Annotated in this window: 13 protein-coding genes; 9 read left to right on the forward strand and 4 right to left on the reverse strand. The window is 66.1% G+C overall.

Annotated features, from left to right (window positions below; all coding sequences use genetic code 11):
* Window positions 1-2 precede the first annotated feature (2 nt).
* Window positions 3-788: an FCD domain-containing protein gene (locus WDC82_RS08425; RefSeq protein WP_340116814.1), complete on the forward strand. Its 786-nt coding sequence runs from the start codon at window positions 3-5 to the stop codon at window positions 786-788.
* Between the two features lie 81 nt (window positions 789-869).
* Here WDC82_RS08425 and WDC82_RS08430 read toward each other — a convergent pair whose 3' ends face one another.
* Entirely contained in the window at window positions 870-2,411 is a 1,542-nt protein-coding gene (locus tag WDC82_RS08430; protein WP_340116815.1) for an ATP-binding protein, read from the reverse strand.
* A gap of 443 nt (window positions 2,412-2,854) precedes the next feature.
* Here WDC82_RS08430 and WDC82_RS08435 point away from each other — a divergent pair, with 443 nt between their 5' ends.
* Both WDC82_RS08435 and WDC82_RS08440 read left to right on the forward strand, forming a co-directional pair.
* A complete protein-coding gene (locus tag WDC82_RS08435; RefSeq protein WP_340116816.1) occupies window positions 2,855-3,088 on the forward strand; it encodes a hypothetical protein in 234 nt (77 codons plus the stop codon).
* A 91-nt stretch (window positions 3,089-3,179) separates the two neighbouring features.
* The gene (locus WDC82_RS08440) at window positions 3,180-3,587 is read left to right on the forward strand and encodes a hypothetical protein (RefSeq protein WP_340116817.1); all 408 of its coding nucleotides are present in this window, start codon (window positions 3,180-3,182) and stop codon (window positions 3,585-3,587) included.
* 43 nt (window positions 3,588-3,630) lie between these two features.
* Here the strand turns inward: WDC82_RS08440 and WDC82_RS08445 are convergent, their stop codons facing one another.
* Window positions 3,631-3,897 (reverse strand): DUF1289 domain-containing protein, encoded by a 267-nt coding sequence (locus WDC82_RS08445; RefSeq protein WP_340116818.1) that lies wholly within the window; start codon window positions 3,895-3,897, stop codon window positions 3,631-3,633.
* 181 nt (window positions 3,898-4,078) lie between these two features.
* Here WDC82_RS08445 and WDC82_RS08450 point away from each other — a divergent pair, with 181 nt between their 5' ends.
* Complete coding sequence (locus WDC82_RS08450) at window positions 4,079-5,773, forward strand: adenylate/guanylate cyclase domain-containing protein (RefSeq protein WP_340116819.1); 1,695 nt, start codon at window positions 4,079-4,081, stop codon at window positions 5,771-5,773.
* An 18-nt stretch (window positions 5,774-5,791) separates the two neighbouring features.
* Here WDC82_RS08450 and WDC82_RS08455 read toward each other — a convergent pair whose 3' ends face one another.
* Window positions 5,792-6,271 carry a tetratricopeptide repeat protein gene (locus WDC82_RS08455; protein WP_340116820.1) on the reverse strand — a complete coding sequence of 160 codons (480 nt, stop codon included), beginning with the start codon at window positions 6,269-6,271 and terminating at the stop codon, window positions 5,792-5,794.
* A gap of 188 nt (window positions 6,272-6,459) precedes the next feature.
* Window positions 6,460-7,050 (reverse strand): regulatory protein RecX, encoded by a 591-nt coding sequence (locus tag WDC82_RS08460; RefSeq protein ID WP_340116821.1) that lies wholly within the window; start codon window positions 7,048-7,050, stop codon window positions 6,460-6,462.
* A 143-nt stretch (window positions 7,051-7,193) separates the two neighbouring features.
* On the opposite strand from WDC82_RS08460, the gene WDC82_RS08465 reads away from it, so the two are divergent.
* The 5 genes from WDC82_RS08465 (at window position 7,194) to WDC82_RS08485 (ending at window position 11,968) form a co-directional block, all read left to right on the forward strand.
* The gene (locus WDC82_RS08465) at window positions 7,194-8,009 is read left to right on the forward strand and encodes an ABC transporter permease (RefSeq protein ID WP_340116822.1); all 816 of its coding nucleotides are present in this window, start codon (window positions 7,194-7,196) and stop codon (window positions 8,007-8,009) included.
* The gene (locus WDC82_RS08470; protein WP_340116823.1) at window positions 8,006-8,836 is read left to right on the forward strand and encodes an ABC transporter permease; all 831 of its coding nucleotides are present in this window, start codon (window positions 8,006-8,008) and stop codon (window positions 8,834-8,836) included. The genes WDC82_RS08465 and WDC82_RS08470 overlap by 4 nt, the downstream gene beginning before the upstream one ends.
* A gap of 53 nt (window positions 8,837-8,889) precedes the next feature.
* Window positions 8,890-9,849, forward strand: a complete 960-nt coding sequence (locus tag WDC82_RS08475; RefSeq protein WP_340116824.1) for a TraB/GumN family protein — start codon at window positions 8,890-8,892, stop codon at window positions 9,847-9,849.
* A 121-nt stretch (window positions 9,850-9,970) separates the two neighbouring features.
* Window positions 9,971-10,900 carry a TraB/GumN family protein gene (locus tag WDC82_RS08480; protein WP_340116825.1) on the forward strand — a complete coding sequence of 310 codons (930 nt, stop codon included), beginning with the start codon at window positions 9,971-9,973 and terminating at the stop codon, window positions 10,898-10,900.
* Window positions 10,901-11,005: 105 nt separating this feature from the next.
* Window positions 11,006-11,968 (forward strand): TraB/GumN family protein, encoded by a 963-nt coding sequence (locus WDC82_RS08485; RefSeq protein WP_340116826.1) that lies wholly within the window; start codon window positions 11,006-11,008, stop codon window positions 11,966-11,968.
* The last annotated feature ends 6 nt before the right edge of the window (window positions 11,969-11,974 follow it).

Below are 11,974 nucleotides of genomic sequence, written 5' to 3' on the forward strand. Positions count from 1 at the left end.
ACATGAGCGACAGCCTCGATACGCCGGCCCCGCCAGATGCGCCGAAGCGCCGCGGCATGAAGCGGCCGGCGAGCATCGCTGAGGAGATGAAGGACTTCATCGTCCTGCACGGGCTGAAACCAGGCGACCGCCTGCCCGGCGAGCGCGAGCTGATCGCGCGCTTTCAGGCCAGCAAGGGCACCATCCGCGAGTCGCTGCGCGTGCTGGAGACGCAGGGCCTGGTGCGCAGCCGCACGGGGCCCGGCGGCGGCACCTTTGTCGAGGCGCTCTCCGAATCACGGGCGATGGAGCTGCTCGGCAACTACTTCTTTTTTCAGAACCCGACCATCGGCGACATCTATGCCCTGCGCCGCATCCTGGAGCCGGCGCTGGCGGCGAGCGTCGCCGGACGCCTGCAGGAGGCCGATTTCAAGCGGCTGGAGCAGACCATGCAGATCTATGTCGACCCGCCGTGCGACCTTGAGGAGGAGCGCCGCCAGCGCCATGCCGAGCTCGACTTCCATTCCATCCTGGTCGACTACTGCCCCAATCCGGTGCTCGCCTTCATGTGTCGATTCCTGCAGTCGCTGCTGCGCGACCTCACGCTGTGCAAGCGCATCTACGAGGAGCCCAACCCGGACCTGCGTGAGAGCGGCCTCAGCTATCAGGTGCGTCTGCTGCGCGCCCTGAGGCGTGCCGACGCCGAGACGGCGCGCCAGGTGATGTTCGAGCACATGTGCACGGCCCAGCGCTACATGGAGGACCGCGAAGCGGTGCTGCAGGCAAAATTTCTGCAGATCTCCGACTGATCTGCGGTCCGGCCTGTCAGTCGTCTGCCCGGCTGCCGCGGCTCACTCTCCGGCGGCAGGATTGCTCATGCCGGCGAAGATTCAGGAGCCGCAGTGGGCGCGGCCGTCGGAGGCGATGACCGGCGCGGCCGCCCGTCCCGTCAGCACCCGCTCGGGCGGCAAGAGGACCGTGACGCTGGTGCCGGTGCCGGGCCGGCTGGTGATCTCCAGGCTGCCTTGATGCAGTTCGGCCAGGCTGCGGGCAATCGGCAGGCCCAGGCCGGTGCCGCGGTCAGCCTTGCGGATGTAGGGGGTGCGGATCTGGCCGAAGGCGCCCATCGCCTCGGGAATGTCGTCGGGGTCCATGCCGCAACCGGTATCGGCCACAATGATCGCGTATCCGCCGTCCAGCGACTGGCGGCCCTGCAGCGTGACGAGGCCGCCTTCCGGAGTGAACTTGATGGCGTTGGACAGCAGGTTCAGCACGATCTGGTTCAGCTTCACCGGGTCGGCGCGCAGCAGGCGCGGGTGGCGTTCGATCTCGCAGACGAGGGCCAGACCGTGGTCGCGGGCAGTCGCTTCCTCCGCGTGGGCGGCGGCGCGCAGCAAGGCCGGCAGGTCGACGGTCTCTTCCTGCAGCTCTTCACGGCCCGCTTCGATCTTTGACAGGTCGAGGAGATCGTTGATGAGGGTGAGCAGGTGCGTGCCGGAGTTGCGGATAGTGTCGAGGTAGTCGAGATAGCGCGGGCTCTCGATGGAGCCGAAGACCCCCTTCTGCATGATCTCGGTGAAGCCGAGGATGGAGTTGAGCGGTGTGCGCAGTTCGTGGCTCATGTGCGCCAGGAACTTCGACTTCGTCTCGCTGGCCAACTCGGCCTGCTGTTTGGCGAGGACCAGGGCGCGCTCGGCATTTTTGCGCTGGGAGACATCGCGCAGGCTCGCCAGCCACACAGGCTCGTTGTCCCAGATCGTCTGCGCGATGTGAATCTCGACCACAGTGTCGCTGCCGCCGCGCCGGCCGATCGCAATCTCCATGGCTGTGCCGCGCTGGACCGGAATGCCCGGATCGCTGCCGATCAGGCTGGCCGCGTTGCGCCCGAACAGCTTGGCGGCGGCGGTGTTGGCGAACTTCACCCGGCCATTCATGTTCAGCACCATGATGGCGTCGGCATTGTCGCGCACCAGGCTGTCAAAGCGCGCGGCGAGCCGCTCGGCCTCGCGCAGGCGGCGGCGCATCTCGCGTTCCAGTTCGAAGCGCTCGATGCAGAACTGCAGGCGATGCGCCAGGGCCCCGCCGTTGAAGCTGGACCACAGAATGTAGTCCTGCGCGCCCTCCTCCACCGCTTCGATGGCCGCCGGCACATCGGCACTGCCGGCTATGATCAGGATCGCCGTATCGGGCGCGGTGGTGACCAGGCGGCGCACGGCCTCCGTGGGGCGGCAGCCGTTGAGACCGATGTCGAAGAGGATGGCGTCGTAGGGCGCGCAGTCCCGGGGGATTCCGTTGAGCGCGGCGATGGCGTCCGGCAGGCTGCCGGCGCGGGTGATCTCATGAGCGAAAAGTCCTGCCGCCAGGGAGGCGCGCACGTAAGCGGCCTCACCCTCGTTTCCCGTCACCAGCAGGAGTCGCTTCGATCCATTCATTTACCGGATCCTAACGATGCTTAACCCTCTGGTTACCGCTTATTGATTAATGGAAGGTAAATCTACATAGCCGAATTGACTAATAGCGAGGCGATGCCAAGGCAGGCTGGAAAGCGCTTCAGAAGCTTCCGGGAAGCGACATCCTCACCCGGCTTGATGTGGAATAATCTACTTAAAAACAGTTTGTTGAGTGCCAAGGCGTCACGCCAGGGCGCCGTTCCGGCTGACGCTCGCGAGAGGGCCTGTTTCTGGTTGGGGGTAAAAAATCCTATGATTGTTTGCCTCATCTCTGCCCCGATTTTTACACGCCTTGCCACAGACCGCACGGTTGCCCACGGCTTGGCCGCGCGATATTGCTAACTCTCAGCCGTGCGCCGAAGAAGGCGGTGTCGCCCGGAGCATCGGCCCGGAACATCGCCCTGGCGGCTGCTTGAGGATTGGACATGCCGCAGAGCATTGCAGGATTCGGTCTGCGGGTTGGCCAGCGGTTTCAGGAAATGCGCAAGGCCGCCCGCCAGTGGGAGGTGGAGTCCTTCTTCACCGATTCGCGTGCCGTCGCGCACGTCTGCCTGCGCGACATCCTCGACCCGTCGCGACGGGTCACCCTGGCACGCTCGGCCCTGATGGATCGCAGCCGCTTCCGCCCGCTCGAGGTGCGCCTGCGCCGTTCGATGTAGAACGGCGTCTTTCCCCGCGCTGAGATTGAATTTGCCACTTATTGAGGCAATCTTTAACGAAAGCTTCAGAACGCCGGGGCATTATCAGGGCATGGTTTTCTCCCTGTTCCGGCGTATGACCGCCGCCCGCTTCGATCGACGCTTAGAGCCACGCGGCACTCGGGTAAACGGGCATATCTCCGTGAACGGCCGCGACTACCCCTTGAAAGACTGGTCCCGTCGCGGCTTCTCTGCCGTGGGCTTTGGCACCGAGCACTATCCCGGCGACACCATCCGGCTCAGCGTCAGCCTTTCGCTCCCGGCGGATCTGCCCGGCGATGAAGGCGGCGTGCCGGTGAGCTTCGACTGTGTCGCAGTGGTCGTCTGGGTCGACCGCGAGCGCCGCGAACTGGCGGGGGTGTTCACCGAACTCGATCTGCGAGTCCAGGAGCGGATCATGCGGGCCCTCTTCGCCAGCCAGGCCGCCGAGCGCCAGATCGGCGCGCCCCTGCACGTTTAGTCATTCCCTGTCAGCGACGGGACCGGCCGGCGGCGCGAGGGGGCTAGCGACGGTCGGGCAGTGCGGCGAGGACGGCGCGCTTTTGCTCGGCGGTCATGATCGGCCACTCGCGGATCTCGTCGATGTGGCGCCGGCAGCCGATGCAGAGATCGCTCCTGGGGTCGACCTGGCAGACGGCGATGCAGGGCGACGGCACCGAGGTGTCGAAAACGCGCTGCGGGCGCTCGCGACGCCTTTCGCGCCGCGCCTCGCGGCCGGCCTCATTCCCTGGAGGGGCGTCTGCCGGCTTGCCGTCATCGTTCTCGGCCATCTCGGTCCTCTGCGCTGTGCCGCGACCCGGGGGCTCCGTGAAAAGGGAGCCACGGCCGGGCCGCCCCGCCAATATCAGGCAGCGAGGGCCATTTTCAAGCCCGCCGTGCCCGCCTATGATCTGCCGTCCGATTGGTTTGCCCGCCGCTCGCAGCCAGCGCAATGACAGCAAGGGAAAAAGCATGGTCCGGCGCCTGCGGCTGATCAGCGGTCTCGTCCTCTTCATCTACGTCTTCACGCATCTGCTGAACCTGGTGCCGGGGCTGCTGTCTTTTTCCGCGCTCGAGGCCGGGCGCTATGTCTTTCTGGCCGTCTGGCGCCCGCTCCCGGTCTCGCTGCTGCTCTACCTCAGCCTGCTGGTGCACCTGGGGCTGGCCTTCTATGCGATCTTCCGGCGCGAGAGCCTGGCGATGCCGCTGCTGGAGGCCCTGCGCTACGGCTTCGGTGTGCTGATCATTCCGCTGGCCGCTCTCCACATCCTCGGCACCCGGTTGGTGCACGAAGTGTACGGGGTCGAGGACAGCTACCTTTACGTGGTCACCGCCCAGTGGGCCTTCGATCTCGGCTATGTCGTCCAGCAGATCGCCCTTGTGCTGGTGGTCTGGATCCACGGCTGCATCGGCCTGCACCTCTGGCTGCGGCTGAAGGCCTGGTATCCGCGCTTTGCCCCCTACGGCCTGGCCGGCGCGGTCCTGCTGCCGACCCTGGCGCTGGCCGGCTACCTTGCCGCCGGGCGGGAGGTGCTGCGCCGCGCCCAGGAAGATCCGGGCTTCATTTCCGGCGTGATGGCGCGCGCCAATGCCGTCTCCGCCGCCGAAACTGCCGAGGTGCTCGCGCTGCGCGACGGTGTGGTTTACGGCTTCTTTGCCTTGTTGCTGTTGACCTTGGTCGCCCGTCTGCTGTGGCGCCTGTGGCAGCGGCGCCAGGGCATGGTGCGCATCAGCTATCCCGGCGGGCGCCAGATCGCCATCCGCAAGGGCGAGACCATCCTGGCGGCCAGCCACCTCGCGCGCGTGCCGCATGCTTCGGTCTGCGGCGGGCGCGGCCGCTGCTCGACCTGCCGGGTGCGCGTCGGCCGCGGCGGCGCCGCGCTGCCGGCACCGGGTGCCGAGGAACGCCGCGTGCTGGCCCGCATCGGCGCCGCCCCCAACGTGCGCCTGGCCTGCCAGGCGCATGTCTTCGACGACTGCGAGGTGACGCCGCTGTTGCCGGCCGGCGCCGGCCCGAGGCTGGCGCAGCCGCGCCCCGGCTACCTGCAGGGCGACGAGCGCGAGATCGCCATCCTCTTCGCCGACCTGCGCGGCTTCACGACCCTGGCCGAGGACCGGCTGCCTTACGACGTGGTCTTCGTCCTCAACCGCTATTTCACCGCCATGGGCACGGCGGTGGAGCAGGCCGGCGGGCGTATCGACAAGTTCATCGGCGACGGCGTCATGGCGCTGTTCGGTATCGAGCGCGGTGTGGAGCAGGGCAGCCGCAACGCGCTGGAGGCGGCGCGCCGCATGGCACTGTCGCTCGATGAGCTGAACCGAAGCCTCGCCCACGACCTGCCCGAGCCGCTGCGCATCGGCATCGGCCTGCACAGCGGCTATGCCATCGTCGGCGAGATGGGCTACGGCGCGGCGACCTCGCTGACGGCCATCGGCGACGCGGTGAACACCGCCAGCCGCCTGGAGGCGCTGACCAAGGAGTTCGATGCCCAGCTCATCGTCTCGGCGCCCCTGGCCGGGCACGCCGGGCTCGACCTCGGCGCCTTCCCGCACCATGAGATCGACCTGCGCGGCCGCTCCCAGGCTTTGGGGGTGCATGTGCTCAAGAGCGCGCTGGACCTACCTGAGCCCAGCGTGTTCGCGATTGCCGGGAAAGCGGCGGAGTAGGCCGCTTTCCCGGCTCCCTCAGCTGCCGGTCTTGGCCTTGTAAGCGGCGATCGCGTTCTTCAGTTCGGTGTATTCGTCGCACCCGAAGAAGCAGGCGCCGTCCAGCACGTCGAGGCGCTCCTGCGCCTTCGGCAGGTCGCCGAGCGTCAGGTAGAGCTCTCCGAGGTATTCGTTGGCGCCGCGGTGCTTGGGCTCCAGCGTCAGGGCCTGCTGGTAGAAGGACAGCGCGGCGTCGTGGTTGCCGAGCTGGCGGTTGCTGTAGCCGAGGTAGTTGAAGGCATCGGCGTTCTTGGCGTCCTTGGCGACGACTTCCTGCAATAGCGGAACGGCCTCGGCGTACTTGCCGTCCTCGATCAGCTGCTTGGCCTGGGCGTAGTTCGGGTCCATCGGCTTACTGGAGTCGCTGTCGCTGCCCATGGCGTGCGCCCCCCCGCCGAGGGCGCCGCTGAGAGCCAGGGTGAGAGCCAGGGGGGTGAGAAATTTCAGGAACCTATGCATCGCTTCCTCTTCACGGTTTTGGGCCGGTTGCCGCGGCAGTGCCGCCATTATGCGGTGCTATGCTGCGCTGCACCAAATCGAATTCGGAAAGGCCCCAGGGTTTCCTTCACAGGCGTTTCGATCGCGGGGCCTTTCCACCATCTACGCAATGCCGCCGGGATCGGATGCAGGCTGTTTTCCCGGCGCCGTCACGGTCCGGCGATCTCGGCCTCCAGGGCGACCGGGTCCTCGCAATCGACCACTTTGCGGGCGGTTTCATAGTCGAAGCCCTGGCGCCCGAGGGCGGCGAGGTCGCGCGCGCGGCGGTCTTCACGCTCCTTAAGCCGGAATGGCCCGAGTCGCCGCCGCTTGGCGTAGCGTAGCGCGGCCCGCAACTCCGCACCGCCGCTGTCCCCCAGATGCTCGGCCAGCGCCGCCTCTGTCAGGGCGGAAGGCACCGCCTTGGCCGCCAGCTTGGCCCTGATCATGGCCGTCGAGGTGCCGCGCGCCAGCAGGCTGCGCACGCGCTCGCGGGCATAGCGCGCGTCGTCGAGCAGGCCGAGGCCGGTGAGGCGCGCGATCAGGCGTTCCAGCGCCGCGGCGCCTTCTTCCGGGTCGGTTCCATGAACTTTCTGCGAGAGGGCGATTTTGCGGCGCAGCAGCCGGCGCAGGTGGCCGCTGGAGCTGTCGTAGCGTTCAAGGTAGTAGAGCGCCGAGCGCTCCAGCCCCTCAGGGGTCGCCTTCAGCGGCTGCCGCCGCCGCTTGACGTGGTCCTTTTTGCCGGTTTTCTCCGCGCTCATCGGTCGGGTCGTGCCCCTCGGCATGGCCCCGGCCATGCGATCTGCCATGTCTCCAGCCATGGCTCCAGCCATGTCCTGGGCGCAGCCGCGCCGCCCGCGGGCCATACTTGCGTGGCGGCCTGCCGCGGTTTATGTGAAGCGCCATGGACCAACCGTCTCTCTCCCTTACCGGCGCCCGTGTGAGGCAGATCGGGCGCGTAAACTGGCGCGGCCTGTGGACCCTCTACATGAAGGAAGTGCGCCGCTTCCTCAACGTTTATACGCAGACCCTGCTGGCGCCGATGGTGACCACGCTGCTGTTCCTCGCCATCTTCACCCTGGCACTGGGCGGCGGCGGGCGCGAGGTCGGTGGCGTTGCCTTCGCAACTTTCCTGGCGCCGGGCCTCATAATGATGGCGATGGTGCAGAACGCTTTCGCCAACACCTCCTCTTCGCTGGTCATCGCCAAGGTGCAGGGCAACATCGTCGATATCCTGATGCCGCCGCTGTCGCCGCTGGAGCTGACCCTGGGCATTGCCGGTGGCGGCGCGACGCGCGGCGTCATGGTCGGGCTCGCTGTCGGCCTCGGCATGTGGATCTTCGTGCCGGTCACTATCCACAACCCGCTGTTCATTCTCTACCACGCGGTCATGGCCTCGCTGATGTTGGCCCTGCTCGGCATGATCGGCGGCATCTGGTCGGAGAAGTTCGATCACATCGCGGCGGTGACCAACTTCGTGATCACGCCGTTTTCTTTCCTTTCCGGCACCTTCTATTCCATCGAGCGTCTGCCGCAGACCTGGCAAATCGTCGCCCACTTCAACCCGTTCTTCTACATGATCGACGGCTTCCGTTACGGCTTCATCGGCCATGCCGACGGCAACCTGCTGCTGGGTATCGCGGTCATGGCCGGCTTCAACCTCTTCCTCTGGGCGGTGACATACCGCATGTTCGCGACCGGCTACCGGCTGAAGCCATGAGCGGCGGCGCGCCCGTCAGGCTCGCCTTCCGTGCCTGGCGCGCCCCGGCTTTCCGCGCCGTCAACTGGCGCGGCCTCTGGGCTATCTACTATGGTTACGGTATCTCGCGCTTCCTGCGTTTCGGCCTGGAGACCCTGGCCGGCCCGCTGATCTCCAGCCTGCTCTTCCTGCTGGTCTTCGTGGTGGGGCAGCGCGGCATCGCCGGCGAGATGCTGCCCGGCATCGGCCTTACCGAATTCGTCGCTCCGGGCATCGTTCTCAACACAGTCATCTACACCGCCTTCCAGAACTCCGCGGCGATGATCGTCATGGACAAGATGGAGGGCACCATCGCCGACGTGCAGATGGCGCCGCTGTCGGCGCTGGAGATCGTCGCCGGTTTCGCGCTCTCGGCGGCCAGCTGCGGGATCGCCGCCGGCCTGCTGGTCGCCGCCGGCACCGCGTTGTTCGTGGATTATTCATCCTTCGACGTGACGGTGCTCCTCGGGTTTGCCGTGGCGACGGCGCTGCTCTTCGCCTTCCTGGGTATCATCACGGGCCTCTGGGCGGAGCGCTGGGACCATTACAGTGCGGTCGAGGGCTTCGTCATCGTGCCGCTGGGCCTGCTCTCGGGTACCTTCTTCACGGTGGCGCGGCTGCCGGACGGCTGGCGGGACTGGATCTATTACAATCCAATCTTCTACGCCGTCGACGGCTTCCGCGCCGGGTTTATCGGCCAGGCGGAGACCTCGCTGGCGCTGGGCGCGATGATCCTTATGGTCCTGAATCTGGCGCTGGCGCTGGTTGCCTGGCGGCTCTTCGCGGCGGGCTACAAGATCCGGCCGTGAGAGTTCTCGGGCCCCCTGCGCAGGGAATGAATAAAATAGGGATCAGGCAAGCGATGCTGAAATCACTGCATAGGTTCCTTTTCCGCACGGCGCCCTTGAAGGCGCCCTTGAAGGCGGCGGTGATGCCGGCGCTGGCCGCCGCGCTGTTGTGGCTCACGCCTGCCGTCGGGAGCGCCGGCGCCCAGGACCTGCCCTACAGCCAGGGCCTGTTGTGGCAGGTGCAGCGCGAGGGCGGCGGGCCGGTCAGCTATGTGCTCGGCACCATCCACTCGACCGACGCGCGCCTGCGCAAGCTGCCGCCTCAGATTGACCAGGCCTTCAACCAGTCCCGCGTTGCCGCCTTCGAGTTGATCGACAGTCAGCAGGGCAACGACAAGATGGCGCGCGCGATGCGGCTGCCCCCGGATCGCCGGCTGGAGGACATCCTTGGCCCGGCGCTGTTCCAGCGCACCGTCGATGCCGTCGCGCCGCTGGGGGTTGCGGCCGAGGGCCTGCAGAGCCTGAAGCCCTGGGCGCTCAGCCTCTATCTGGCCTTCCCGCAGATCGAGCTGGTGCGCCTCTCGCAGGGCGAACCCGCCTTCGACAGCTGGCTGCAGGACCAGGCGCGCCAGCGCGGCAAGTCGGTCGAGGCGCTGGAGACGATGGACGAGCAGATCGAGATCTTCAACGGCATGAGCGAAGCCGAGCAGGTCGCCATGGTCACCGACATGCTGGCGGATCATGAGAACATCGATGCGAACTTCAACCGGATCTTCCGCGCCTATTTGAAAGGCGACCTCAGCGTGGCGATGGAAGAGGCCAACGACGTCTCTGCCGTCAGCGATGTCGAGGCTGCCGAGCGCTTCAAGGCACGGCTGATTGACGATCGCAACCGCATCATGGCCGCGCGCATCGCCCCGCTGCTGCGCGACGGCGGCGCCTTCATCGCCATCGGTGCCGCGCACCTGCCGGGTGAGGCGGGGGTGCTGGCCCGCTTGGCCGCGCGCGGCTACAGCGTGACCCGCGCCTACTAAGGCTCCGATGTTCCAGGAAATGCCGTCTTTGGGCGAATCTTAAGCTTTGTCGTCCAGGCTGTCCGCAACCGGCGATTGATCCGCTGGCCTTCGGCGGATCGCATGACTTCGGAGCCTGGACATGCCTCGCAGCCCCGCTCTCCCACGCATGAAGCCTTATTGGGGCTTCCCGCTTTTCGCGCTGTTCCTGGTCGTGGCGGCCGGGCTGGCGGCCGCCGCCGACAGCCACCCGATCCGCCATGTCGAAGGGCGCCTGTGGCGCATCGAACGCGGCGACGCGCCGCCCAGCCACATCATCGGCACCGTCCACCTCACCGATCGGCGAATCCGCGACCTGCCGGGGCCGATCCGCGAGGCGTTCGAAGGTTCCGAGCAGGCCGCCTTCGAATTGCGCATGACGCCGGAGGAGCGCCAGGCGATGGGCGCGCTCTTCGAACCGGCGGAGAAGACCCCGCGACTGTCCCGGCTGGTCGATGCCGAAACCTTCGACAAGCTGGTCGCCCACGCCAAGCGCTATGGTTTGCCGGAGAAGGACATCGATGAACTGCATCCCTTCGCGCTGATCTACCTCTTCTCCTACTCGCCCGAAGAGCATCAGCGTCAGGCCCAGGGTGACCTCATCTTCGATCTCTGGCTCATCCAGTGGGCTTACGACCTGGGCATGCGGGTCGAGGGTCTGGAAACCCTGGAACAGCATTTCGCCTTCATGGACTCGATTCCGGCGCGCGATCACGCCAGCATGCTGCGCGAGCTGGTCAAGCAGATGGAGCGCGAGCCCGACCGCGTCGAGCGCCTGATCGAGGACTATCTGGCTGGAGACATGTCTTCCTTCTTCGAGGAAATGGAAGCCGAGCTGAAGAACGACCCCAGCCTGCGGCCTCTCATGGAGGCCCTGCTGGACCAGCGCAACCGCCAGATGGTGGAGCGCGCCGTTCCTCTGCTGGAGCGCGGCAAGGCTTTCATCGCCGTCGGCGCCGCCCACCTGCCCGGCGACGAGGGCATGCTGCACCTGCTGGAACAGCGCGGCTACCGGGTGACCCGGGTCTACTAGGAAGACACCCAGCCCGCATGCCTTCAGGTTGAAAAGTCAAGCTTCAAACTTCTCTTTCAAGATGCAATGCTCTCCCTCTGAGGGGATTAGGGGAGAGGGTCTGGGATGACCGATTTTTTAAGGTGCGGAGGCGGCCGTCTGCGCCGATACGGGGTGCTGCTTCTGCTGGCCGCGATGCCGGCCCTGGGGCTAGCCGCGTGCAGTCCGGTGAAGCCCTTCGTGCCGGATCCTTCCCAGATTCCGCATGGCCAGGGGCGCCTTTGGCAGGTCGACGGGCCCGGCCTAGAAACCAGCTACGTCTTTGCGACCTTCGACGGGCTTGACAAGCGGGCGCTGGATTTGCCCCCGGCGGTCACCGAAGCCTTTGGAAAGACGGAGGCGCTGGTCCTCGAAGGAGTCGGAGATCAGTATCTGAAAGCGGAAATCTATACCGAAGAGAATTTGGAGCTGTCCGGCGATCAGACGCTGGACGATCTGATTGGCGCGCGCAGTTTCGGCACCCTTAGCTGGCATATGAAGCAGAGGCAGCGCCTCCCCAACCCCAAGGCAAAGCCTTGGGTCATGTGGGTCTACCTCGGCGGCGAGAACTTCGGATTCGGGGAGTACAAAGATTATGAATATCGAACCTACGAATTCCAAGTTACCCGCCTGCGGAGCCGAGCCGACGAAGGCGGCATGGAAATCGAGGGACTTATGACGGAGCAGGAATACTTCGACATCTACGACAAGATACCGCTGGACCAGCAGGCCGACATGCTGAAGGTGACGCTCGACCGCTACGAGGGTTTGCCGCCACAGACCACCAAGGGACGGTTCTATCTCGATGGCGACCTGGCAAGGTTGGATGCCGTGTGGCGCGAATATCTAAGCTGGCTGCAGCCTGAAACGGCGGCCACTCTCGATGCCCGGCGCATCACCGACCGCAACGGTGTCATGGTGGATCGCCTGCTGCCGCTGATGCAGGAGAAGTCGATCTTCGTCGCCCTCGACAGTCTCCACCTGCCGGGAGAAATGGGCATCCTGCGCCTGCTGGAACAGCGCGGCCTTACGGTCGCACGCCTGCTGTAGCCGAGG

This window comes from Pelagibius sp. 7325, from assembly GCF_037652055.1.
GTDB lineage: Bacteria > Pseudomonadota > Alphaproteobacteria > Kiloniellales > Kiloniellaceae > Pelagibius.

Coding starts and splice junctions, on each gene's coding strand:
- WDC82_RS08425 (WP_340116814.1), top strand. CDS start 3: ATGAGCGACAGCCTCGATACGCCGGCCCCGCCAGATGCGCCGAAGCGC.
- WDC82_RS08430 (WP_340116815.1), bottom strand. CDS start 2,411: ATGAATGGATCGAAGCGACTCCTGCTGGTGACGGGAAACGAGGGTGAG.
- WDC82_RS08435 (WP_340116816.1), top strand. CDS start 2,855: ATGCCGCAGAGCATTGCAGGATTCGGTCTGCGGGTTGGCCAGCGGTTT.
- WDC82_RS08440 (WP_340116817.1), top strand. CDS start 3,180: ATGGTTTTCTCCCTGTTCCGGCGTATGACCGCCGCCCGCTTCGATCGA.
- WDC82_RS08445 (WP_340116818.1), bottom strand. CDS start 3,897: ATGGCCGAGAACGATGACGGCAAGCCGGCAGACGCCCCTCCAGGGAAT.
- WDC82_RS08450 (WP_340116819.1), top strand. CDS start 4,079: ATGGTCCGGCGCCTGCGGCTGATCAGCGGTCTCGTCCTCTTCATCTAC.
- WDC82_RS08455 (WP_340116820.1), bottom strand. CDS start 6,271: ATGCATAGGTTCCTGAAATTTCTCACCCCCCTGGCTCTCACCCTGGCT.
- WDC82_RS08460 (WP_340116821.1), bottom strand. CDS start 7,050: ATGAGCGCGGAGAAAACCGGCAAAAAGGACCACGTCAAGCGGCGGCGG.
- WDC82_RS08465 (WP_340116822.1), top strand. CDS start 7,194: ATGGACCAACCGTCTCTCTCCCTTACCGGCGCCCGTGTGAGGCAGATC.
- WDC82_RS08470 (WP_340116823.1), top strand. CDS start 8,006: ATGAGCGGCGGCGCGCCCGTCAGGCTCGCCTTCCGTGCCTGGCGCGCC.
- WDC82_RS08475 (WP_340116824.1), top strand. CDS start 8,890: ATGCTGAAATCACTGCATAGGTTCCTTTTCCGCACGGCGCCCTTGAAG.
- WDC82_RS08480 (WP_340116825.1), top strand. CDS start 9,971: ATGCCTCGCAGCCCCGCTCTCCCACGCATGAAGCCTTATTGGGGCTTC.
- WDC82_RS08485 (WP_340116826.1), top strand. CDS start 11,006: ATGACCGATTTTTTAAGGTGCGGAGGCGGCCGTCTGCGCCGATACGGG.